Below are 21,060 nucleotides of genomic sequence, written 5' to 3'. Positions count from 1 at the left end.
CGCCTGAGCGCCTTGCCGCCCGCTGGCCCAGGCCGGTTCCACTCGTTTGAAAAGTTGCACCGGCCTGGGCCAGCTACCACCGCGCAGGTGGGGTCAATTTTGCACGCCGATAGGGGGTCAATTTTGCGCGCCGATTGACAATGGAGGTTCGCTTTGTCTTCTCCCAGGCTTCGCGCTGCGCCTGTGACTTGTTGTACTGATCGTCAAAAGCGATCTTTGAAACATAGAGTTCGAAGGCTTCCGAAACCGTGGTCTTGTCGACCGGCGCCGGCACGCCCCCGAGCAAGGCTTCTGCCTTGGCCGCGGTCGATGCCTTGCCGAAATCGGCAGCCTTCAGGCGCGCAATGATCTCTTCGACATCCGGGAGCGCCGCAATCTCCTCTACTGGTCTGTAAACGAAGCCCTGAGCCAAGGCCCGGGCAACAGCGCTGCGGTAACGATTGTCTGCCGCGCGCCAGCCCGGTTGCTGCCGGTCACCCCCTGTCAGTTCAAGACTGCGTGCGTTCCACAAGGCGCCATCGGCCTCTGCAAGCGCGTCCCGCCGCATCATCGCAATCTCGAGAGACTGGGTCCGCAGGGCGACCTGAATCAGGCCCCTATTGTCAACGCTTTCGAAGCGGCTCGGCACGCGTCTCTGGTAATGCCACCAGCCACCGCGGGACTTTAGATATCTTAATCCAAGACCATTCTGTTTCATCGCGAGTTGTAGTGCAAAAAGTATGCAATCCGTAGTGCAAACTGTAGTGCAACAAGCGGCGTCGAACCCGAAAGCGCTCCTTGAGAGCGCCTAAAGTTCTTCATTTTCAAGGACTTGGGAGATTTTCATTCCGCAAGGAATGGCGCGAGTGACGGGGCTCGAACCCGCGACCTCCGGCGTGACAGGCCGGCACTCTAACCGACTGAGCTACACCCGCGCATTTCTGACCGCCCCTTCGGGCGAAGCGCCTCTCTAATCGCGTCGCTGGGCCGGGTCAAGCGGTCCTGTTGCGTGCCTTGCAGTGCCCCGGAACCGACAGAATCCTGCCTTTTGTCCTTCAGCTGCCATTCAACCGACATAGTATTTAACCATGTGCTAGCGAGACCCAGAGAGGGATTCGGATCATGAAGCGTATCGCCCTGATTGCAGGCGGAATTTTTGTATTGCTGGTCGGCGTTGCGCTGACCGTGCCCTTCCTGATTCCAAAATCCGTGTACCGGGCCCAGATCGAGCGCGCCGCCGGCGAGGCGCTCCAGCGCAAGGTCACGCTGGACGGCGACGTGCGCCTGTCCCTGTTCCCCCGCATTGCGGCCAGTGTCGGCGGCATGAAGGTGGCGAACCCTGAAGGTTTTACCGGCCCTTACATGATCGAAGCCGGCGAATTGCGCGGCGCCGTGAAATGGGCGCCGCTGCTGTTCGGCCAGCGCGTCGAGGTCCACGAGCTCGCCTTCATCGATGCCTCTGTCTCGCTGGAGAAGAAGGCCGACGGCACCACCAACTGGGTGCTCGAGGAAGCCGAGCCCGCACAACCCGGCACAGCCAAAGGCGGCGGATTCAACGGCGCGGTCGAACACCTGCGCCTCGAAAATGCCAGCCTGACCTATCAGGATGACGAGGCCGGTACCCGATACGAGCTGCGCGAACTCGACCTGACTGCGGCCATGACGGCACTTTCCGAGCCGTTCAAGCTCGACGCCGAGGGCCTGTTCCAGGGCCAACGGTTCGACATCGCGGCCAATCTCGACTCGCTCGAAGCCGCCACCAGCGGCAAGCCGGCGCAGCTGGTCGCGACGATCGGCACCGCCTTCGTGAAGGCGCGCTATGACGGCGCCATCACGCTGGGCGAGGTGCCCACGCTGGATGGCACATTCGATGTCAGTTCGGAGGCCGTCAGTTCGCTGCTCGACTATGCCGACATCGAAGTGCCTTACGACATTTCCAAGCTCGGCAAGATCAATGCGGAAGGCGACGTTGCGGGCGCCTTCGAAACGCTGGCGATCAACGTCAAGAAATTCACCCAGTCCTCGGACCTCGCAAAGACCAGCTTCACCGGCAAGATCAATCTCGGCCCGGCGCCGACTATCAATGGCAAATTCTCGTTCGACGCGCCGAAGATCGACGCGCTGACAAAGTTCGCCGCGCTGGAATTGCCGGTGAACGTGGCGCCGCTCGGCGCGCTGGATGTCGAAGGCACCGTAAAAGGCGTGCTCACCGAGCCTGCCCTCGCCTTCGAGAAGCTGCGCGTCAAAGGCGCCCTGATCAATGCCAACTATATCGGCGGCGTCACGCTCGGCGCCGTGCCGGCTCTCGACGGCAAGCTCAGCTTCGATACACCGAAAGCGGGCGAGCTGGCCAAGCAGCTGAATGTGGATGTGCCCGCAGCTGCAGCGCTGGAGAAGGTCAACTTCAGCGGCAATCTCTCGGGCCCTACCGATACGCTGAAGCTCACCGGCATCGACTTCAAGCATGACGGCGACCTGCTGAAGGCCAACTATTCCGGCGAAGTCGCCCTTGCAAACCCCGGCGCCCTGAAAGGCAAGCTGACAGCTTCCAGCGACAAACTTCGCGCCCTGCTCGCGGCAGCCGACATCGAAATGGAGCCCGGCAGCACACTGCAGACCTTCTCAGCGACCAGCGACGTAAGTGGTACGTTCACGAACATTGCGCTCGGCGCGCTCGACCTGAAGCTCGACAACATCACCGCCAAAGGAAATGCCGGGATCGATCTCTCAGGGCCGAAGCCGCGCCTGACCGGCAAGCTCAACATGGGCTCGCTGGATCTCTCGCCCTTCCTCGCCTCGTCGGATCAGAAGGCGAAGCCGGCGCAGCCGCTGCAGGCCTGGAGCAAGGACAAGCTGGACCTTGCCGGCCTCTTCGCTGCGGACGCCGACCTGCAGATTACCACCACCCAGATCACGCTCGGCAGCGTCAAGCTGACGGACGCGGCGCTGACCGCCAAGCTGACGGACGGCAAGCTTGCAGCCGACCTGTCGAAGTTCAAAGCGTTCGGCGGCAACTGGGAGGGCCGGATGACGGTCGATGCCGCGTCGTCCGTGCCGGCGATCACGTTTGCGATGAAAGGCGACAGCGTGGCGATGTCGAACCTGCTTGGCACGCTGGCCGGGTTCGACAAGCTCGCCGGCACCGGCGCCTTCAAGGTGGACGCCACGACGCGCGGCGACTCGCTCGACGCGCTGATGCGCGGCCTCACCGGCGAAGTCTCCACCAATCTCAGCGAGGGCGCCCTGAAGGGCCTCAACGTCACGCAGATGGTACGTAGCGCCCAGACGCTTCAGCAGGCATTTGCGACGGGCAAGCTGAACACAATCGACTTCCGCGGCGTCCTCTCGCCGACGGCCGAGACGGACTTCACCAAGTTCGACAGCATACTGAAGATCGAGAATGGCGTCGCCAATGTCGACCTCATGAAGCTGATCAGCCCGGCCCTCGGCATTGATGGCACCGGCAGCATCGATATCGGCGGACAGAAGCTCGATCTTCGCCTCGCCACCGCCATTGACAAGACAGGCCAGGGCCAGGGCGCCGTGGTGCAGCTGAACGGCATTCCGGTTCCGGTCCGCCTGTCAGGAAGCTGGAACCAGCTGAAGGTGACGCCGGATTTCTCAGGCGTTCAAGCCGCGCTGGAGGCTGAACTGAAAGGCCGGCTGGTCGATCAGGTCACCGGCCGCGCTGGCGACGGCGCTGCAGGTGTTCTGGGTACGGTGCTCGGCGTTCCGCCGAAGACGACGACCGGCACAGGCACGACAACGGAGCCTGCCGCAGGCGACGGCGCGACCACAACACCAACTGAGACGACACCGTCCAAGACGACTGAAGAGACGCTCGAAGATGCGGCCGAGAAGGCTGCTATCGATGCCCTCGGCGGCCTGTTCGGACGCAAGCCGAAGCCTGCGCCGACGCCCGATCCCGAACCGGAAGACCCGGCCCCGGACGAGACGCCTTAGCCGGCCGTTCCGCTTTTCCGGTCGGAAAAAGACAGGACCTTGTCGCCGGCGTCTTGCGTCTCGTGCGTGAGGTGTCCGAGTTGCGGCACCGGCCGCTCGTCGCGCGGGCGCACGTCGATGATATGCGCCAGGTTATCCAGCGGCTGGGCGCGGCTGACAAAGAAGCCCTGAAGCTCGTCGCAGCCATGGTCGCGCAGGAAGTCTGCCTGGTAGAGCGTCTCGACGCCTTCCGCCGTGCAGCGCATGCCGAGTGACTTGGCGAGGTTGAGCGTGGCTTCGGTGATGGCCCGGCTGTCCTGGCGGGACTCGATGTCCTTCACGAAACTCTTGTCGATCTTGATCTTGTCGAACGGGAACGAGCGCAGGTAGCTCAGCGACGAATAGCCGGTTCCGAAATCGTCGAGTGCGATGCGCACGCCGAGATCGCGGATCTGGTGCAGGCGCTTCAGCGTGAATTCGGTGTCGGTCATCAGCACGGATTCGGTGATTTCCAGCTCGAACCGGTTCGGCGCGATGTTGTTGGTCGCCAGCGCGTTGACGATGGTCGAGATCAGCGTTGCCGAGTGGATCTGCAACGGGGACAGGTTCACAGCCACCTTCACGTGTTCCGGCAGACGGGTCGCTTCGGCCAACGCGGCGCGGATCACCCATTCGCCCATCCGCGTGATCAGGCCGTTGTCTTCGGCGAGGTTGATGAACTCGTCGGGAAAAACCAGGCCGCGCGTCGGGTGCTGCCAGCGCAAAAGCGTTTCGGCACCGATCATCTTGTGCGTGCGGGCATCGACCAGCGGCTGGAAGTACACGCGCAGCTCGTCCTGGTCGATGGCGCGCTCAAGCTCGTTCTCCGTCTGCATCCGCTGCTGGGCGGTCGCTTCGAGCTGCGAGGTGAACAGGCACCATTGGGCCTTGCCTGTGCGCTTGGCATCATAGAGCGCAAGGTCAGCATGCTTCAGGATCTGGCGAGTATCGGTCGTGTACGCATCAAACATGCGCACACCGAACGAAGCGGAGCAATGCGCGGTCGAGCCCCAGATGTTGTAGGGCGTGCGCATGTGTTCGGTGAGGCGGTGGAAGAAGTCTTCCATGGCGCCGCCGGCCGGGCGTTCCACGATCAGCGCGAACTCGTCGCCGCCGAGGCGGGCCACCATATCGGTTTTCTCGACCATCTCGTTGATGCGGCCAGCCACCTGGCGCAGCAGCTCGTCGCCGACCGGATGGCCCAGCGTGTCGTTGACCCATTTGAAGTTGTCGAGGTCCATCCACAGCAGCGCGCGAACCGTATGCGGCGCCGGCGGCTTGCGGACGATCTTCTCGAGGTGTTCCTGCATCGTGATGCGGTTCGGCAGACCCGTCAGCCCGTCATAGTGCGCCATGTGCGCCATGCGGTCTTCGATCTGCTTCGACTGGGTGATGTCGGCAGCCACACCGCGGAAGCCGCGGAACTGGTTGCCTTCAAAGATCGGCTTGCCGGTCAGCGACACCCAGCTTTGTTCGCTGTCCGCGCTGCGCACTTCCAGCACGATGTCGCGGAAGCCATGCTCACGCTTCATCGCTGTTTCGAGAACCTTGCGCGACTCGTCTGCCACGAACAGGCTCTGGAGCGACGCGCCTTTCTTCATGAATCCCGCGCTGTCGGAGCTGGCGTCGATTACCAGCGGAATGTCTTCCAGCATACCGTCGCTATTGGTCTGCCACAGCCAGTCGGACGTGCTTTCCTCGAAGTCACGCAGCAGAAGGCCGATCAGTTCGGACTGTTCGTTCACGGCCGCTTCACCGAGGTGCTGGTCGACGAACTGGCGGTAAGACCAGCGCACCGCGAACACGAGGATCGCCATGTAGACGATCAGAAGAACCGAAATGAACTGGTATGCCGCGTCCTGTTGGAACTGCATCGACAGGATCAGCCCGACGCCGACCGGAATCGTGAAGGACAGCGCCGCGTCCGGGATGTGCGACAGGAGGAACGCGCCGGCGAACATCATGCCCGCCATCACGATCCCCATCACCATCTGGCCCTGGGTATCGGCAGCGCTCATCACCACGAGCGGCGCAACCGCCCACAGGAATCCGTTCAGCGTCGCGCCGCGCGCGAGGGATTGGAGCTCCTTTTCGGAATCGCGCGGCACGTGGCGGCGTAGCCGGGACTGGATCGCATTCTGGGCCAGCGCATAGAATGAAAACGCCGCCACGCAGCCACCCCAGAGCCACAGCAGGTTGCCCATCATCGATTCACGAAAGGTCAGCAGGATAACCGCCGCATTCAGCAGGTTGGCCAACATGATGACCATCACGATGCTGCGGAAGGATTCGAGCTGCTTGGTCTGCAGGCTGGTCAGATGCTTGTCCGGAATGACAGCAGCCTTGGACAAGGAGTCCTTTGCGCGTTGCGGCTCGGTCACGGATTTCTGCAGCATCTGAAAACGATCTCCGGCCCTGTTCGTCGGGCCTTGTTGGAGATCGTGAGTACCAGTCCAGAGTGAATTTGACGCTTTACGCCGGTCGGAACTTGTCGACCTCGCGTTTACGACTGATTCAGGAAAAGTCGGCCAAGGGCCGGTTTTTCAGTAGGTTTCGGCCAATACATACTCGATATTCTGGCCACGCGCCTCGAAGGCGAGCTTCACCCAGCGCCCGCTATCGTCGTACCAGAGGTCCACGTCGATGGCGGAATCGAGCCGATAATGCGTCGCCTCGATCACCCGGCCGGCCACTTCGATCCGCTCGCGCCCCTTGCGCGAGACATCCACATTCAAGATCTCGCCGTCTTCGGTCGAGAGCAGCTTGTCGGCCCGGGTCTGAGCGAAATTCCAATGGCTGGCGGGGATGACATCTGCGGGGGCCAGGCCCTTGAAGTCACTGCCATCGACCCGCAGCACGTCGCCGTCGCGCCGGGCTGACACGGCACGCTTGTCGCCATCCTGAACAACCGCGCCGCTTACGCCCAGCAGTCTGTCACCCAGCCAGGTTTCAGTCGCGTCCAGATTGTACCGGAACAGCGTGATCGGCCCCAGTCCGGCCTTCAGCGCGACACGGGTCCGCGCCGTCAGGGTGCCATCCGGGGCCGTCTCGAACGCCACCGAGTGGCTGCCGAAGGGCTTGCCTTCCCGCAACACATCGAACCGGATCACATCACCGGCTTTGGGTTGCCACCGGTCGCCTGTATCGGCCGCAGCACCGCCGATGTAGACGGCGGCCAGACAGGTCAGTGACAGCAGGGCGCGCAAGAGCATGACTTCATCCTCCGGTAAGCTGGGGGTCTGGTTTTGTTGGGTAAGTTCAATACGTCTCACACCACCAGTTGGATCAAATCGCCGCCATGCGATTGCCGCAGGCGCGTTCGCCCCCTAAGTCTGGACCAGCCTCGGAATCGACACAGGAAACGCCCCCGAATGACCGTCCACAGCTCGATCATCGACCTGATCGGCAATACGCCGCTCCTTCGCCTCAAGGGGGCGTCGGAAGCCACGGGATGCGAGATTCTCGGAAAGTGCGAGTTCCTGAACCCCGGCCAGTCCGTGAAAGACCGCCCTGCCCTCGGCATCGTGCGCGAGGCCGAAGTGGCGGGCCTGCTCAAGCCGGGCGGCACCATCGTCGAAGGCACGGCCGGCAATACCGGCATCGGCCTCGCCCTGGTCGGCAAGGCCCTCGGGTACCGGGTCGTCATCGTCATGCCGCGCACCCAGAGCCAGGAGAAGAAAGACGCGATCCGCCTGCTCGGCGCCGAACTGATCGAGGTCGATGCGGTGCCCTATGCCAACCCTAACAATTACGTACGCTATTCCGGCCGGCTCGCCGAGGAACTTGCGGCGAGCGAACCGAACGGCGCGATCTGGGCGAACCAGTTCGACAACCAGGCCAACCGCCGGGCCCACTATGCCACGACCGGCCAGGAAATCTGGCAGCAGACCGGCGGCAAGCTCGACGGCTTCATCTGCGCGGTCGGCTCGGGCGGCACACTGGGCGGCGTCTCCCTCGCGCTCAAGGATAAGAACAAGAAGATCCAGATCGGCATCGCCGATCCCGGCGGCGCCGCGCTCTACGAGTATTACAAGAATGGCGAGCTGAAGGCCGAGGGCACCTCGATCACCGAAGGCATCGGCCAGGGCCGCATCACGGCGAACCTCGAAGGAATCGAAGTCGACAAGGCCTACCGCATCAGCGATGACGAGGCGCTCAAGATCCTGTTCGACCTGGTCGAGCATGAAGGCCTTTGCCTCGGCGGCTCGGCCGGCGTCAACGTCGCCGGCGCGATGCGGCTCGCGAAGGATCTCGGCCCGGGCCACACGATCGTGACGATCCTCTGCGACTACGGCAACCGCTATCAGACGAAACTGTACAACCCGGAATTCCTGCGCGGAAAGGGATTGCCCGTTCCAGCCTGGATGGAGAAATAGACTTATGGAAAATGGTGATCCCCTCGTCAGTGCCGAATGGCTGCTCGCCAATATCGAAGCGCCCGACCTGCGCGTGGTGGACGCCACCTGGTTTGCGCCGTTCACCAATCCGCCGGAAACCGGTCGCCAAGCCTGGATGCGCGGGCATATCCCGAAAGCGGTGCATTTCGACATCGACGATATTTCGGACACCTCCTCGCATCTTCCGCACATGTTGCCGGATGCGGTGAAATTCTCCTCGCGCGTGCGCCGGCTGGGGCTAGGCGACGGGAATCGGATCGTCATCTACGACCAGAACAACTTCTTCGCTGGCGCCCGCGCCTGGTGGATGTTCCGCGTGATGGGACATAAAGAAGTGCTGGTTCTGGACGGCGGCTTGAATGCCTGGGTCGAGGCCGGCGGCGAGATTGACGACATGCCGCCGATTGCCAGCGAGCGCCACTTCACCCCGCGCGTGCGCACCGATCTCGTGATGGACGCCAAGGCGCTTGAAGCCCTTGTCGGCACCGCACGGACCACCATCATCGATGCCCGCCCGGACGGCCGCTTCTTCGGCCGCGAGCCCGAGCCGCGCGCCGGCCTGCCCTCGGGCCATATCCCCGGCAGCGTAAACCTGCCCGGCAGCCAACTGCTGACCAGCGACGGCCGGATGAAACCGGCCGCCGAACTGAAGAAACTGTTCAGGGACCCGCACGCGCCCACGGTCACCACTTGCGGATCCGGCGTGACGGCCGCCATCACCGCGCTGGCCCTTGCCCGGCTCGGCAATTTCGATGTTGCGGTCTATGATGGTTCGTGGACGGAATGGGCCTCCGACCCTGCCCGCCCGATCGCGACAGGCCCATGAACAAGGACGAAGCCGCCCCGGAGACGCGCCTGATCCACACGCGCGCCGCACGGCTTGGCCGTGTCACCGTAAACCCGCCGGTCGAGCGGGCCTCGACCGTGCTGTTCCGCGACGAGGCCGGCCTCTATGGCGCCAAGCCGACCTATGGCCGGATGGGATTGACGGTTCACCGCGAGCTGGAATCCGGCATGTGCGAGCTGGAGGGCGCCAGGCATGCGCGCCTCGCGTCCAACGGCTTGCAAGCCTGCGCGCTGGCCATCACCACCTGCGTCTCCGCAGGCGACCATTTGCTGTATCCGGATTGCTCCTATGGCCCAACCGCGCGCTTCTGTGAAAAACGGCTGCGCGAGACAGGTGTCGAGGCGGAGCGGTACGATCCCCGCATCGGCGCGGGTATCGAAGCCTTGTTCAAATCGAACACGAAAGCGGTGTTCATCGAGTCCCCCGGTTCACTAACCTTCGAAGTCGGTGATGCGCCGGCAATGATCGCCGCTGCCAAGGCTCGGGGCATACGGACGATCTGCGACAATACCTGGGGCGCAGGCCTGCTGCACCAGCCGCTGGCGCTGGGCGCAGATATATCGGTTCAGGCGCTCACCAAATACGTGGTGGGCCACGCAGACGCCTTCGGCGGCGCAGTGATGACGCGCGATGCAGGTCTCGCGGGCCGGATTGCTGCAACGTCCGAAGAGTGGGGCATCGGTCTTGCGCCGGATGATGCCTATCTCGCGGTGCGCGGCCTGCGCACGCTGGCCACCCGCCTGCGGGCGCACGAGGCGGCCGGCCTCGAGATGGCGCATTGGCTGGCGGCGCGATCCGAAGTGGCGGATGTCCTGCATCCGGCCCTGCCGGACCATCCCGATCATGCGCTCTGGAAGCGTGACTTCACAGGCTCGAACGGCCTGTTCGGGATTATCCTGAACCCGGTTCCTGAAGGCGGAATGGAGCGCTTCTTCGAGACGCTGTCGCTGTTCGGACTCGGCTTCTCCTGGGGCGGGTTCGAGAGCCTGATCATCCCCTGCGACCAGCAACTGACGCGCACCAAGGGCAGCTGGACCGAAGGCCGCGCCGGCCCACTTCTGCGCCTGCACATCGGGCTGGAAGCGACCGCAGACCTGAAAGCCGACCTCAGCGCCGCCTTCACGGCATTGTCTGCAAGCTGACCGACCGGCCGCTTCAGGGTGGCGGGGCGTGCTCGAAGTTCTTGAGAATGAACAGCGTCTCGACATCGGCGCCGACGTCGGTCAGCGGCTCCGACGGCGGCCAAAGCTGTTCATCATACTCCCGCTGCGCCACGCATCGCCGCGCCCGGCTTGCGAGGTCGACGAAATCATCGGCGCTCGGCAGGGCTTCCAGCACGCAGCCATCGAAATAAGGATACTCCACGCCCGCCGCGCATCCGAACGAGGACCGGTCCGGCCGCGCCGCAGTGATCACCATGCGGTTGGGTGCCGATAGAGCGGGCATGAAGCCGCCCGAATAGCAGGCCGAGACGACCACAACCGTCGGCCGCGTCCCGCACCAGCCATCGACCAGACTGGCCAGCCGCGACGGCGTCAGCAACCCTTCCCGGCCCAGCACCATCCCGTCCGGCGATCCGTGCGAGGTGAAGTAGAACAGGCAGCCCGCTTTGGCCGCGGCCGCCTTGGAACCGAAAGCTGCAAAGGCAATGTCGGAGGCCAGCGCCCGGCCATTCTGCGGGTTCGGGCGAAGCGACAGGTTGGAGATATTTTCGGATTTGAAGCCGACCGCTTCAAATCCCTTGGCGAGGGCACGGGCAGCGTTGTCGAACGCATCGATAGGCGCGCCGCTGCCGTCGCGCCAGTCCGCCGCCAGGATGCCGACGGCCCAGTCGTCGTAGCCGCCCGACTCGATCACGTCCGGCGTCTGGGCCCGGCCCGGCCCGACGCACAGGGCGGCCAGCAGAAACACCATTCCGAACAGAGGCTGCCACCGCATCCCGCACTCCTGAGGTCCGTACGCCTGTCAGTATATGACCAAGTCCGGCCCGCGCTTGCAAGACGCGCGGCTGAACAGCCCGGGCGGGCCTATTTCGGGTAGGTGTCAAGCGATGGCTCCCGCAGCCAGCAATCGCAGCCCGCATCATACTGAAAGGCCTCGCCATAATCGCTGATGCGTGTGGCTGGGCCGGAATAGTAGCCCGGCACATAGTCGAGCGTCGGGTCGCCGTAACGGTCCGCATAGCCATCGCCGCTATCATCGCAGACGAGATAGCCGTTTACATTGAAGTCGCAGCCAAAGGCCGGAACCATCGTCATGGTCACCGACATCTCCTCAGCCGCCATGTCGAGCCCGGCCGCGAAGGCTTCCAAATCCGCCGTCGTGCAGCCTGCGAGTGACAGTGCGCCCGCGCCGGCAAGCCAAAGGCGCAGTTTCACGCCCGCAAGTTTCATCATGTCCGCACCCCTCAAAGCCCCGATTCCGTTCAGGTTATTTTGCGGCGAGCCCGGATGAATGCAACCTGAACCGGTGTCACGCCGGCTCGTCGCTGACTTTCACGACCAGTTTGCCCAGATTCTTGCCTTCGAAGAGGCGTGAGAGGCTGGCCGGCGCTCTTTCGAAGCCGTCGACGATGTCGGTCTCGAACTTGATCTTCCCTTCCATCAGCCACATCGCCATCTGCTGGATGCCTTCCGGGAAGCGCGGGAAGTAATCGATCACGATGAAGCCCTTCACGAGCGTCCGGCGCATAAGCAGGTTCGAAAAATTGTACGGCCCCGGCACCGGTGCGGTCGCATTATAGGTCGAGATCAGACCGCACAGCGGCATGCGCGAGAAATCGTTGAGGCGTGCGATCACTGTGTCCATGATCTTGCCGCCGACGTTTTCGAAGTTGATGTCGATGCCGTTCGGACAATGCTTGTCGAGCGCCTTGCCGACATCCTCATTCTTGTAGTCGATCGCCGCATCGAAGCCCGCGACTTCGGTGAGCCAGCGGCACTTGTCCGCGCCGCCCGCGATGCCGACCACACGGCAGCCTTGTATCTTCGCGATCTGCCCCACCATCGAGCCGACGGCGCCGGCGGCGGCCGAGACGACCACCGTTTCGCCCGCCTTCGGTTTGGCGATGTCCATCAGGCCGAAATAGGCGGTCATGCCGGTGGCACCGAGCGGACCCATGTAGGCCGTGAGCGGAACACCGGGCAGCTTCGGTAACTTGGCCAGTGAGGCGCCGGGCAGCGTATTGTAGATCGCCCAACCCGAAAGGCCGGTATTGACGATATCGCCGGGCGAGAGGCCGTCAAACCGGCTTTCGGTGATGATGCTGAGCCCGCCGCCGCGCATCGGGTCGCCGATCTGCACGGGTGGCAGGTAGGCATCGATGTCGCTCATCCAGATCCGGTTCGTCGGGTCGAGCGAGAGATAGATCGTCTTGGCACGCACTTCGCCGTCCGCGAGCGGCGCAAGCGGGCTCTCGACCAGCTCAAGATCGCCCTCCTGCAGGTCACCCACGGGGCGCTTGCGCAGCACCCAGGTCTTGTTCATCTCGTTCGTCATCGCGACCTCCCTGTTTCGTTGGAAGGAACGCTAGAGCGAATCCGTTTCAGCGCAAGGCGCCGCGCTTCATCTGCCAGTAGGAATAGGCGAGGAAAACGAAGCCAAGCCCGATGATCAGCAAGGGGAAGAACTCCTGTCCTTCCATCTTGGGCGCGTTCTGGTCCATCGCGCCCGTGACGAAACTGATGATCGACGCAATGAACGCGGCCGCAAAAAGCGTGACCGCAGCTTCGCGCTTCATCAGCAAGGCCACGCTTCCCAGGAAGGCGCCGAACACACCGACGGCCCAAAGCCCGAACATCCACCACGGCATGGCGAACCAGTAGTCCAGCATTTCTTTTGGATAGGGCTCAAGATAGGCGGCGTTGCGCGTGACGGTCATGATGTAGTCGAAACAACCGAACCCGTTCCACAAGATGCCGAGCCCGCCGACGAGCCAGAGATGCCAGCCCGCGTTTACGCCGTCCGGCGCAGATTGTTCTGTCATGTGGTTCTCCCTCCCAAGAGGGCGCCAGCATAAGCCGCTTTCGGGAAATCACCAACGCGCCGCGGCGAATGCCGGGCGGTGTTCAGCGCAGGATACCGCGTTTGGCCTGGTGCCAGGCGTAGTTGAGGATCAGCAAAGACACGACGATGATGCACACCGCAAAGACGCGTGTGGCATCATAGTCGGCGGCCGGGCGCGAATAGCTGAGCGCCATCGCGGCGATGGTCGAAATGGTCGACACGCCGAGGACCCGCACCGCGAGCGCGTGCCGGCGGATCAGCAACACCGATCCGATAAGGGACGAGAAGACCGCCAGCGCCCAGACGACAAACACGCCGGCCGGCTGGGTTTCCCAATACTGGCGTGCGCCGTCCGGGAAACGGTCCATGTAGGGTCCGAACTGGGTCGCCGTGGCCAGAAAATCGAATACATTGAGAAGGCTCCACAGCACAGCAGCTGTGCCGATCAGGTAGAGATGCCATGGCGCCTTGGGCGCGGGCTTCTGCACCGGCGGAGCGAGGGCCACGGCTTCTTCGAAGGCGAGGTCTCTTTGCATGATGTATTTTTAGCACACATTCGAGGGGGGCAAAGCGGAATCCGACTCACCTTTACACACTGTAATTGACACCGCGCCCCGCGCTGGCGGGTGACGGCTCCGCTTCCAGCCGCTAGACCGTTGGAAAGAAGAGGAATCGCCCATGGCCACGGCCCCCGTCACCGAGAAAAGCCACCTCTATCTGATCGATGCGAGCGCCTACATTTTCCGCGCGTTCCACGCGTTGCCGCCGCTGACGCGCCAATCCGACGGACTTCCGATCGGCGCGGTCTCGGGCTTCTGCAATATGCTGTTCAAGCTGCTGGAAGACCTCAAAGGCCCGGAGCGGCCGACGCACTTCGCGTGCATCTTCGATGCGTCGTCCAAGACCTTCCGCAATGAACTCTTTCCCGCCTACAAGGCGCAGCGTCCGGAACCGCCGGAAGAACTGCGCCCGCAATTCCCCCTCGTGCGCCGCGCCGCCGAAGCGTTCGCCGCGCATGCGATCGAGATGATGGGCTTCGAGGCCGATGACCTGATCGCCACCTATGCCCGCCAGGCGGAAGCTAGAGGCGCGCGCGTCACCATCGTCTCGTCCGATAAGGACCTGATGCAGCTTGTCTCCGACAAGGTGCTGATGCTCGACACGATGAAGAACAAGCTGATGGGCCGCGACGAGGTGATCGAGAAATTCGGCGTCGGGCCTGAGCATGTAGTCGATGTGCAGTCGCTGGCCGGCGACAGCGTCGACAACGTGCCCGGCGCGCCCGGCATTGGCGTGAAGACCGCCGCGCAGCTGATCACCGAATATGGAAGCGTCGAAGCGCTGCTGGAGCGCGCTGAGGAGATCAAGCAGCCCAAGCGCCGCGAAACGCTGCTGAACTTTGCCGACCAGGTGCGCGTCTCGAAACAGCTCGTCACCTTGAAGGATGACGTGCCGCTCGAGGTGAAACTCGAAGACCTCGCCGTGCAGGATCCGGATCCGAAAGTGCTGCTGCCTTTCCTGGAAGAAATGGAATTCCGCACCATCACCCGCCGCGTGCGCGAGCAGATGGAGAAAGAAGGCGTCCTCGTGGCGGACGGGCCGGAAGCGGCGACGATCGACCGGACCGCCTATGTCTGCATCCGCGATCTGAAGACACTGGAAGACTGGGTGACCCGCGCCACTGCGCAAGGATGGGTGGCCGTCGATACTGAAACTGACGCGCTCGATTCCGTAGGCGGAGGATTGGTGGGCGTGTCGATGGCGCTGGCGCCGGGTGAAGCCTGTTATATTCCGCTCGCGCATGTTGATCCGGACTCGAAAGGCGATGGCGACATGTTCGGCGCCGATCCGCCGCGCCAGATCCGGATGGCCGAAGCGATCAAGGCTCTCAAGCCGATGCTTGAGGACGCGGCGACGCTGAAGATCGGCCAGAACATCAAGTATGATCTCAGCGTCTTCGCCCGCCACGGTATCAAGGTCGCGCCGGTCGACGACACGATGCTGATCTCGTTCGCCTTGAATGCCGGCATGCACGGCCACGGCATGGACGAACTTTCCGAGCGTTATCTCGGCCACAAGCCGATTTCATTCAAGGAAGTCGCCGGCACAGGCAAAGCGCAGAAAAGCTTTGCTCAGGTCGCGCTGGACAAGGCGACCGAATATGCGGCTGAAGACGCCGACGTGACACTGCGCCTTTGGCAGGTGCTGAAGCCGCGCCTGCGCACCGAACAGGTCACCACCGTTTACGAAACGCTGGAACGGCCGCTGGTGCCAGTGCTGGCCGCGATGGAACAGGCCGGCATCAAGGTGGACCGCCAGATGCTGTCGCGCCTGTCGGCCGACTTTTCGCAGCGCATGGCGGCGCTGGAAGCCCAAGCCTATGAGCAGGCCGGACGCGAGTTCAATATCGGCTCGCCTAAACAACTGGGCGAAATCCTGTTCGACGAGATGAACATTCCCGGCGGGAAGAAAACCAAGACCGGCGCCTGGGTAACCGATGCGGACGTTCTGGAAGGCCTCGCGGAAGAAGGCCATCCCCTGCCGCGCACCATCGTGGACTGGCGCACGCTATCGAAGCTGCGCTCGACTTATACCGAGGCGCTGCAGGCTGCGATCAAGCCAGAGACCGGCCGTGTGCATACCAGCTACATGATGGCCGGCGCGCAGACCGGGCGACTTTCCTCAACTGACCCGAACCTGCAGAACATCCCTGTACGGACGGAAGAAGGCCGCAAGATCCGCGAAGCCTTCATCGCAGAAGACGGTAATGTGCTCGTCTCTGCGGACTATTCGCAGATCGAGCTGCGCATCCTCGCGCACATGGCGGATATTCCGGCGCTGAAACAGGCGTTCAAGGACGGGCTCGACATCCACGCGATGACGGCCAGTGAGATGTTCAACACCCCCATCGAAGGCATGGACCCGATGGTGCGGCGTCAAGCCAAGGCCATCAATTTCGGCATCATCTACGGCATCTCCGGGTTTGGTCTTGCCCGCCAGCTGGGCATCCCGCAAAGCGAGGCGGCGGAGTATATCAAGCAATACTTCAAGCGGTTCCCCGGCATTCGTCAGTACATGGACGAAACCAAGGAGTTCGCCCGTGAGGCCGGTTTCGTGCGCACGGCGTTCGGCCGCAAAATCAACCTGCCCGACATGAAGGCCAAGGGCCCGGCCCGGGCCTTTGCCGAGCGCCAGGCGATCAACGCTCCGTTGCAGGGCACGGCCGCCGACATCATCAAGCGTGCCATGATCCGTATGCCGGAGGCGCTGGCGGCTGCGGGCTTGAAGGCTCGAATGCTGCTGCAGGTGCACGATGAACTGGTGTTTGAGTGCCCGGAGAAGGAGGCGGACCAGCTGATCAAGGTGGCGCAGGACACGATGTCGGGCGCCGATGGCCCCTCGCTCAAGCTATCGGTTCCGCTCGTCGTTGAAGCCAAAGCCGCGAAAAACTGGGCCGCCGCGCACTAGTACCCATAGGCACAAGAGCATCTTCCGCCTGTCGCGTTTGTAATCTATCGTGAATTCTGGCTCGGGGGAGCGCAAAGGTGGGGCTTGGCGCATGAAGCGCATCATCATCTGCATGGACGGGACCTGGCAAACGTTGAACCAGGCCAAGCTGACCAACATCGCCATCATTGCCCGGTCCGTCGCGCATCAGGACATCCGTCCCGACGGCACGCGCATCCACCAGCAGGTCATCTACAGCGAAGGCGTCGGCTCAACGGTCGGCGCGCTAGAGAAGTCCGGTTTCTTCGGCGGCCTGATCTATCGCACGACGCGGCTGTTCGGCGGCGCCTTCGGCGAAGGGCTCGAAGACATCATCGTCGAGACCTACCTGCGCCTCGCCTTCGCCTATGAAGAGGGCGACGAGATCTACATCTTCGGGTTCAGCCGGGGCGCCTTCGCGGCCCGCCGCCTGGCGGGCTTCATCAACACGGCGGGCATTGTCAGCCGGCGCCATGCCGAAAAGGCGCGCGAAGGTTTCCGCCTCTATTACCGGGCGCCGCGCGACGATGCGCCGGAGGCGGACAAACTCGCCCATGCCGAACAGGCCCGCGCGTTTCGTGTCAAGTATGGCAAGGGAACCCGAACAGAAACCGGTGCGCGGATGGCACTCGATGCGCCGCCGCCGATCACCTATGTCGGCGTGTTCGATACGGTGGCCCAGCGCGGCGCCAGCGAAGTTGTCCGCTCTTACCTGACCTCGAAGGACAAGGACCGTTTCCGCCTCAAGAACCGCCGCCTTGCGTCAAATGTGTGCGCGGCGCGTCATGCGCTTGCAATCGACGAATGCCGCGCAGGGTTTCCGGTGACGGAATGGGAGGCCCTCGACGAACACAATGACCGCGCCGGACGCGTGGCCTACATGCAGCGCTGGTTCGTCGGCTTCCACGGCGATGTGGGTGGCGGCGGGCGCGAGGAGCTTTCAGCCTGGTCGCTGAAATGGATCGCCGAAGGCGCGGCCGCCGAGGGCCTGCGGTTCTATGAAACGGTCGGCGACGACACATCGCCCCTCGCCGATGCCATCGCGAAAGCGACCTACGACGCGCGGCCTGACCGGCCCTCGTTTGCGCGCTCGTTCAGTCTGATCAACTGGCCTATCCGCCCCCGGCAAGTCTGGCCGAAGACCCGCAGCAAGCAGAAACAACGCCCGAGCGTGAGCGACCTCGAAGTCTTGTTCGACGAGGCGGTGCTGATCCGCGCGACGAGACGTGAACTGAAATACCGGCCGGGCGCGCTGCGGCCCTTCCGCAAGGCGATCAACGAATTTGCAAGCGCCGCGAAGGAAACGCCTGCGCCGCCGCCGGATGATCCGCCGCCGCCTGCCTGACCATCACGCGCTGCACAATATGCCGGACAGGAACCTCTCCTTCCGGTTTTGCGTGTCATGCGGGTCCAGCGGATGGGCAGCGGCCATGGTTGCGAGGACGATGGCGCGATGAGGTAGGGTTGTTCAATGTCCCCGTGGCCGCGGAGCACGAAATCCATCCGCCTCCGGTGCAGGCAACGCCAATTGCCAACACCGGACCCGAAAGCGGCCTGGCCCGTCAAGGCCCTGCCCCAAGCTGAAACAGGAGACTAACCCCGCCGGATTCGATTTGCGCAGGAGTTTCCGGACGGACTCGTCCTGGAGCAGGCGAAGCCGCCACGTCATTCCGTCAGTTCCCCTGCGCCTGCGCCTGCGCCTGCGCCTGCGCCTGCGCCTGCGACAGGATCAGTCCGCCGGGCATCAGCTCAAGTGCCGCGCAAAGAAATGCGCACCGGTTTCGAGACAGGCAAAAAAGCGTGCGGACTTCGTTGCGCAAGGCCGGACTTACGCAACAAACGGGCGGCCCGAATGCCTCGCCCTTCACACTTGGGGCGCTTTCCGCCGCAATGAATCGCGAGACTGCCCCATTCCGCGCAAATGCGCGCCGCACTCCGTTGATTTTGTTGAGGCTCCACCACCGGAGGGCTTTTGAAATGAACCGAGCTGTGATTGAACCTACTGCCAAGCAGACCGAAGCGCATGCAAGCTTCCGGCTGGCGGAAAAGGACAAGGCGATGACGACTCTGGCACTGGTGGACGACGACGAAAACATTGTGGCTTCGCTGAAGCTGTTTTTCGAAGCCGAAGGCTATCAGGTGCGCACCTACCATGACGGCGAGGCCGCCCTGCCCGGACTGACCGAATCCCCGCCGGACATCGCCATCCTCGATGTGAAGATGCCGAAGATGGACGGCATGGAGCTGCTGCGCCGCCTGCGCCAGACATCCGAACTGCCGGTAATCTTCCTTACCTCGAAGGATGAAGAGATCGACGAAGTGATCGGCTTCAACATCGGCGCAGACGATTTCGTGCGCAAACCCTGCTCCAACCGCCTGCTGGCAGAGCGTGTGAAAGCCGTGCTGCGCCGGGCCCGTGGCGGCGCGGCCGGACCCGAGGAAGGCGACTCCAAACCGATCGTGCGCGGCAAGCTGGTGCTTGACCCGAACCGGCATGCCTGCACCTGGGACGGCAAGCAGGTGCGCCTGACGGTGACCGAGTTCCTGATCCTGCAGGCCCTCGCGACGCGGCCCGGCTATGTTAAAAGCCGCGACCAGCTGATGGACGCGGCCTATGACGACCAGATCTATGTGGACGATCGCACCATCGACAGCCACATTAAGCGGCTGCGCAAGAAGTTCCGCGAAGTGACGGATGAGTTTGATGCCATCGAAACCCTCTACGGCGTCGGCTATCGCTACACGGAATAAGCCGCCAGCGGAGATCTACATTGGCGGGGCGGGAGACGAGAGTTCCCGCCTCGTCTTTTCATATGCGGATTGGCGCCGGGACAAGATGGGTGCCCACCGGCGCGTCGAATACCTGCCGCATTGGAAGATCACGGCGGCAAAGAACCTCGCCGCTGACTTCGTTGCAGCCGGTCATCCGCTTGCGCTGATCGGGCACAGCTGGGGCGGGGACACGGTGCTGCGTGCAGCACATTCACTCACCGCGCCCGCTTTCATTCTGGGGGTTGATCCCGTGGCCAAACCGGTGTCACGGCTGACTGCCCGCGACGGACGCCCGGCCGCCGCCGCACTGGTGATGCACGTCGATGCCGTGCCCGGCGCCTATGACCGCTCGGATCTGGTAAAGGCGGCCGGCTTCATTGCTGGCGGAGGAACGCCCCGCGCCTTCCGGCTTGCGGACACGCGGATCGACACCGCGCTCAATCACTGGAACTTCACCGGCATGATGAGAGCGCGCGGGCCGGATGGCCTGACGGCGGAGGACTGGCTGGCCGTGTTTCCCGAGCGGCTCAGCCAAACAGCTGGCTGAGGCGCCAGCTCCAGTTCGGCAGGGCCAGGGTGAGGAACAGGAAGCCGATGCCGACGAGGGCGCAGAGCGGCGAGTAGATGCGCCGGTTCAGCGAGAGGTAGGGCTGTTCCGGCGCAGCGCGTTCAAACGCCGGCAGGACGCCGACAATGCCACGGCCCAGGAATACGAAGGTCAGCAGCAGGCCAACCGGGACCAGATAGGGTTTGGCGCGCGGCACCTGCTCGCTGAACCCGCCCATCAGGAAGGCCGCCAGGGCCGCAAACAGCAACAGGACGCAGATGTAGAGGAAAGACAACCGGGAGGGCACGCGGGTAATGCCGCGGCGGCCGATGATCGAGCGGGCAAGCGCCTGTTCATTGGCGAAAGGAAAGGTCAGCCCCGCCGCCCAGAGCAGATACAGCGCGGCCCCCGCGCAGAGCGCCAGCGCCAGACCATTGCCTACAATCTCCGCCAATCCATCTCACTCCCACCATTCACCCTTTCTGATCCTACATGCAGGCTGTGCTTGCCGCCAGAGCCGCTATTGAATAGCCAGAACACCGATCCTTACATCAAAGACAGAGAACAAGGAGTGCCCGATGTCCGATCCCGAGAACACGCTGCTGCTGGAGACCTCGAAAGGCCTCGTCACCATCAAGCTCCGCCCGGACCTGGCGCCCGGCCACGTGGCCCGCATCAAGGAACTCGCGCGGGAGGGGTTTTACGACGGAATCATCTTCCACCGCGTGATCGCTGGCTTCATGGCGCAGACGGGCTGCCCCAAGGGCACCGGCACCGGCAATTCGAAGAAGCCGGACCTGAAAGCCGAATTCAACGCGGAGCCCCACGTGCGCGGCACCTGTTCGATGGCGCGCACGTCGGCGCCCCATTCGGCCAACAGCCAGTTCTTCATCTGCTTTGACGACGCCTCGTTCCTGAACCGCCAATACACGGTCTGGGGTCAGGTGACGGACGGCATGGACGCCATTGACCAGCTGGCCAAAGGCGAGCCGCCGCGTAATCCGGACCGCATCATCTCGATGCGCGTCGCTGCGGACGCCTAACCC

Annotated in this window: 19 protein-coding genes and 1 tRNA gene; 9 read left to right on the top strand and 11 right to left on the bottom strand. The window is 63.3% G+C overall.

From position 1 onward, the window contains the following. Positions 1 to 73 precede the first annotated feature (73 nt). Positions 74 to 697, bottom strand: coding sequence for a DUF6538 domain-containing protein (locus GC148_RS04365; protein ID WP_366063090.1), 624 nt, complete (start codon positions 695 to 697; stop codon positions 74 to 76). A gap of 140 nt (positions 698 to 837) precedes the next feature. Continuing rightward, positions 838 to 914, bottom strand: a tRNA-Asp gene (locus tag GC148_RS04360). A gap of 187 nt (positions 915 to 1,101) precedes the next feature. On the opposite strand from GC148_RS04360, the gene GC148_RS04355 reads away from it, so the two are divergent. Continuing rightward, entirely contained in the window at positions 1,102 to 3,942 is a 2,841-nt protein-coding gene (locus tag GC148_RS04355; RefSeq protein ID WP_291069016.1) for an AsmA family protein, read from the top strand. On the opposite strand, the gene GC148_RS04350 is transcribed toward GC148_RS04355, so the two are convergent. Together GC148_RS04350 and GC148_RS04345 are read right to left on the bottom strand one after the other, a co-directional pair. Next, positions 3,939 to 6,356, bottom strand: coding sequence for an EAL domain-containing protein (locus GC148_RS04350; protein WP_291069014.1), 2,418 nt, complete (start codon positions 6,354 to 6,356; stop codon positions 3,939 to 3,941). The two genes, GC148_RS04355 and GC148_RS04350, sit on opposite strands and share 4 nt — an antisense overlap. A 147-nt stretch (positions 6,357 to 6,503) precedes the next feature. Continuing rightward, positions 6,504 to 7,172 carry a DUF6134 family protein gene (locus tag GC148_RS04345; protein ID WP_291069012.1) on the bottom strand — a complete coding sequence of 223 codons (669 nt, stop codon included), beginning with the start codon at positions 7,170 to 7,172 and terminating at the stop codon, positions 6,504 to 6,506. Between the two features lie 159 nt (positions 7,173 to 7,331). Between GC148_RS04345 and GC148_RS04340 the strand changes: the two genes are divergently transcribed. From GC148_RS04340 to metC, 3 genes are read left to right on the top strand one after another with little or no spacing between them, the layout of a single operon-like run. Next, on the top strand, positions 7,332 to 8,336 hold the full coding sequence (locus tag GC148_RS04340; RefSeq protein WP_291069010.1) for a cysteine synthase A: 1,005 nt from the start codon (positions 7,332 to 7,334) through the stop codon (positions 8,334 to 8,336). A gap of 4 nt (positions 8,337 to 8,340) precedes the next feature. Beyond that, the gene (locus tag GC148_RS04335; RefSeq protein ID WP_291069009.1) at positions 8,341 to 9,183 is read left to right on the top strand and encodes a sulfurtransferase; all 843 of its coding nucleotides are present in this window, start codon (positions 8,341 to 8,343) and stop codon (positions 9,181 to 9,183) included. After that, on the top strand, positions 9,180 to 10,346 hold the full coding sequence (metC, locus tag GC148_RS04330; RefSeq protein WP_291069008.1) for a cystathionine beta-lyase: 1,167 nt from the start codon (positions 9,180 to 9,182) through the stop codon (positions 10,344 to 10,346). The genes GC148_RS04335 and metC overlap by 4 nt, the downstream gene beginning before the upstream one ends. A 13-nt stretch (positions 10,347 to 10,359) precedes the next feature. On the opposite strand, the gene GC148_RS04325 is transcribed toward metC, so the two are convergent. The 5 genes from GC148_RS04325 to GC148_RS04305 form a co-directional block, all read right to left on the bottom strand. Further along, entirely contained in the window at positions 10,360 to 11,142 is a 783-nt protein-coding gene (locus tag GC148_RS04325) for a C13 family peptidase (RefSeq protein WP_291069006.1), read from the bottom strand. 89 nt (positions 11,143 to 11,231) lie between these two features. Then, entirely contained in the window at positions 11,232 to 11,600 is a 369-nt protein-coding gene (locus GC148_RS04320) for a hypothetical protein (protein WP_291069005.1), read from the bottom strand. Positions 11,601 to 11,676: 76 nt separating this feature from the next. Next, a complete protein-coding gene (locus GC148_RS04315) occupies positions 11,677 to 12,702 on the bottom strand; it encodes an NADP-dependent oxidoreductase (protein ID WP_291069003.1) in 1,026 nt (341 codons plus the stop codon). Between the two features lie 46 nt (positions 12,703 to 12,748). Then, a complete protein-coding gene (locus GC148_RS04310) occupies positions 12,749 to 13,189 on the bottom strand; it encodes a hypothetical protein (protein ID WP_291069001.1) in 441 nt (146 codons plus the stop codon). 82 nt (positions 13,190 to 13,271) lie between these two features. Further along, on the bottom strand, positions 13,272 to 13,745 hold the full coding sequence (locus GC148_RS04305) for a hypothetical protein (RefSeq protein ID WP_291068999.1): 474 nt from the start codon (positions 13,743 to 13,745) through the stop codon (positions 13,272 to 13,274). Between the two features lie 142 nt (positions 13,746 to 13,887). Between GC148_RS04305 and polA the strand changes: the two genes are divergently transcribed. Then, the gene (polA, locus tag GC148_RS04300; protein WP_291068997.1) at positions 13,888 to 16,677 is read left to right on the top strand and encodes a DNA polymerase I; all 2,790 of its coding nucleotides are present in this window, start codon (positions 13,888 to 13,890) and stop codon (positions 16,675 to 16,677) included. 91 nt (positions 16,678 to 16,768) lie between these two features. Next, on the top strand, positions 16,769 to 18,040 hold the full coding sequence (locus tag GC148_RS04295; RefSeq protein WP_291068996.1) for a DUF2235 domain-containing protein: 1,272 nt from the start codon (positions 16,769 to 16,771) through the stop codon (positions 18,038 to 18,040). Between the two features lie 328 nt (positions 18,041 to 18,368). Here the strand turns inward: GC148_RS04295 and GC148_RS04290 are convergent, their stop codons facing one another. Further along, the gene (locus GC148_RS04290) at positions 18,369 to 18,515 is read right to left on the bottom strand and encodes a hypothetical protein (protein ID WP_291068994.1); all 147 of its coding nucleotides are present in this window, start codon (positions 18,513 to 18,515) and stop codon (positions 18,369 to 18,371) included. Between the two features lie 238 nt (positions 18,516 to 18,753). Here GC148_RS04290 and GC148_RS04285 point away from each other — a divergent pair, with 238 nt between their 5' ends. Both GC148_RS04285 and GC148_RS04280 read left to right on the top strand, forming a co-directional pair. Next, a complete protein-coding gene (locus GC148_RS04285; protein WP_366063097.1) occupies positions 18,754 to 19,446 on the top strand; it encodes a response regulator transcription factor in 693 nt (230 codons plus the stop codon). Between the two features lie 85 nt (positions 19,447 to 19,531). Then, positions 19,532 to 20,014, top strand: a complete 483-nt coding sequence (locus GC148_RS04280) for a hypothetical protein (protein ID WP_291068991.1) — start codon at positions 19,532 to 19,534, stop codon at positions 20,012 to 20,014. On the opposite strand, the gene GC148_RS04275 is transcribed toward GC148_RS04280, so the two are convergent. Beyond that, entirely contained in the window at positions 19,995 to 20,468 is a 474-nt protein-coding gene (locus tag GC148_RS04275) for a DUF3995 domain-containing protein (RefSeq protein ID WP_291068989.1), read from the bottom strand. The genes GC148_RS04280 and GC148_RS04275 overlap by 20 nt on opposite strands. A 124-nt stretch (positions 20,469 to 20,592) precedes the next feature. On the opposite strand from GC148_RS04275, the gene GC148_RS04270 reads away from it, so the two are divergent. Beyond that, a complete protein-coding gene (locus tag GC148_RS04270; RefSeq protein ID WP_291068987.1) occupies positions 20,593 to 21,057 on the top strand; it encodes a peptidylprolyl isomerase in 465 nt (154 codons plus the stop codon). The last annotated feature ends 3 nt before the right edge of the window (positions 21,058 to 21,060 follow it).

Source organism: Hyphomonas sp., assembly GCF_016125515.1.
Lineage (GTDB): Bacteria > Pseudomonadota > Alphaproteobacteria > Caulobacterales > Hyphomonadaceae > Hyphomonas.
This window is presented reverse-complemented; position numbering and strand designations above follow the sequence as displayed.

Excerpts from the sequence above, each read along its gene's own strand:
- GC148_RS04365 (WP_366063090.1), bottom strand. The coding sequence starts at position 697 with ATGAAACAGAATGGTCTTGGATTAAGATATCTAAAGTCCCGCGGTGGC.
- GC148_RS04355 (WP_291069016.1), top strand. The coding sequence starts at position 1,102 with ATGAAGCGTATCGCCCTGATTGCAGGCGGAATTTTTGTATTGCTGGTC.
- GC148_RS04350 (WP_291069014.1), bottom strand. The coding sequence starts at position 6,356 with ATGCTGCAGAAATCCGTGACCGAGCCGCAACGCGCAAAGGACTCCTTG.
- GC148_RS04345 (WP_291069012.1), bottom strand. The coding sequence starts at position 7,172 with ATGCTCTTGCGCGCCCTGCTGTCACTGACCTGTCTGGCCGCCGTCTAC.
- GC148_RS04340 (WP_291069010.1), top strand. The coding sequence starts at position 7,332 with ATGACCGTCCACAGCTCGATCATCGACCTGATCGGCAATACGCCGCTC.
- GC148_RS04335 (WP_291069009.1), top strand. The coding sequence starts at position 8,341 with ATGGAAAATGGTGATCCCCTCGTCAGTGCCGAATGGCTGCTCGCCAAT.
- metC (WP_291069008.1), top strand. The coding sequence starts at position 9,180 with ATGAACAAGGACGAAGCCGCCCCGGAGACGCGCCTGATCCACACGCGC.
- GC148_RS04325 (WP_291069006.1), bottom strand. The coding sequence starts at position 11,142 with ATGCGGTGGCAGCCTCTGTTCGGAATGGTGTTTCTGCTGGCCGCCCTG.
- GC148_RS04320 (WP_291069005.1), bottom strand. The coding sequence starts at position 11,600 with ATGATGAAACTTGCGGGCGTGAAACTGCGCCTTTGGCTTGCCGGCGCG.
- GC148_RS04315 (WP_291069003.1), bottom strand. The coding sequence starts at position 12,702 with ATGACGAACGAGATGAACAAGACCTGGGTGCTGCGCAAGCGCCCCGTG.
- GC148_RS04310 (WP_291069001.1), bottom strand. The coding sequence starts at position 13,189 with ATGACAGAACAATCTGCGCCGGACGGCGTAAACGCGGGCTGGCATCTC.
- GC148_RS04305 (WP_291068999.1), bottom strand. The coding sequence starts at position 13,745 with ATGCAAAGAGACCTCGCCTTCGAAGAAGCCGTGGCCCTCGCTCCGCCG.
- polA (WP_291068997.1), top strand. The coding sequence starts at position 13,888 with ATGGCCACGGCCCCCGTCACCGAGAAAAGCCACCTCTATCTGATCGAT.
- GC148_RS04295 (WP_291068996.1), top strand. The coding sequence starts at position 16,769 with ATGAAGCGCATCATCATCTGCATGGACGGGACCTGGCAAACGTTGAAC.
- GC148_RS04285 (WP_366063097.1), top strand. The coding sequence starts at position 18,754 with ATGACGACTCTGGCACTGGTGGACGACGACGAAAACATTGTGGCTTCG.
- GC148_RS04280 (WP_291068991.1), top strand. The coding sequence starts at position 19,532 with ATGGGTGCCCACCGGCGCGTCGAATACCTGCCGCATTGGAAGATCACG.
- GC148_RS04270 (WP_291068987.1), top strand. The coding sequence starts at position 20,593 with ATGTCCGATCCCGAGAACACGCTGCTGCTGGAGACCTCGAAAGGCCTC.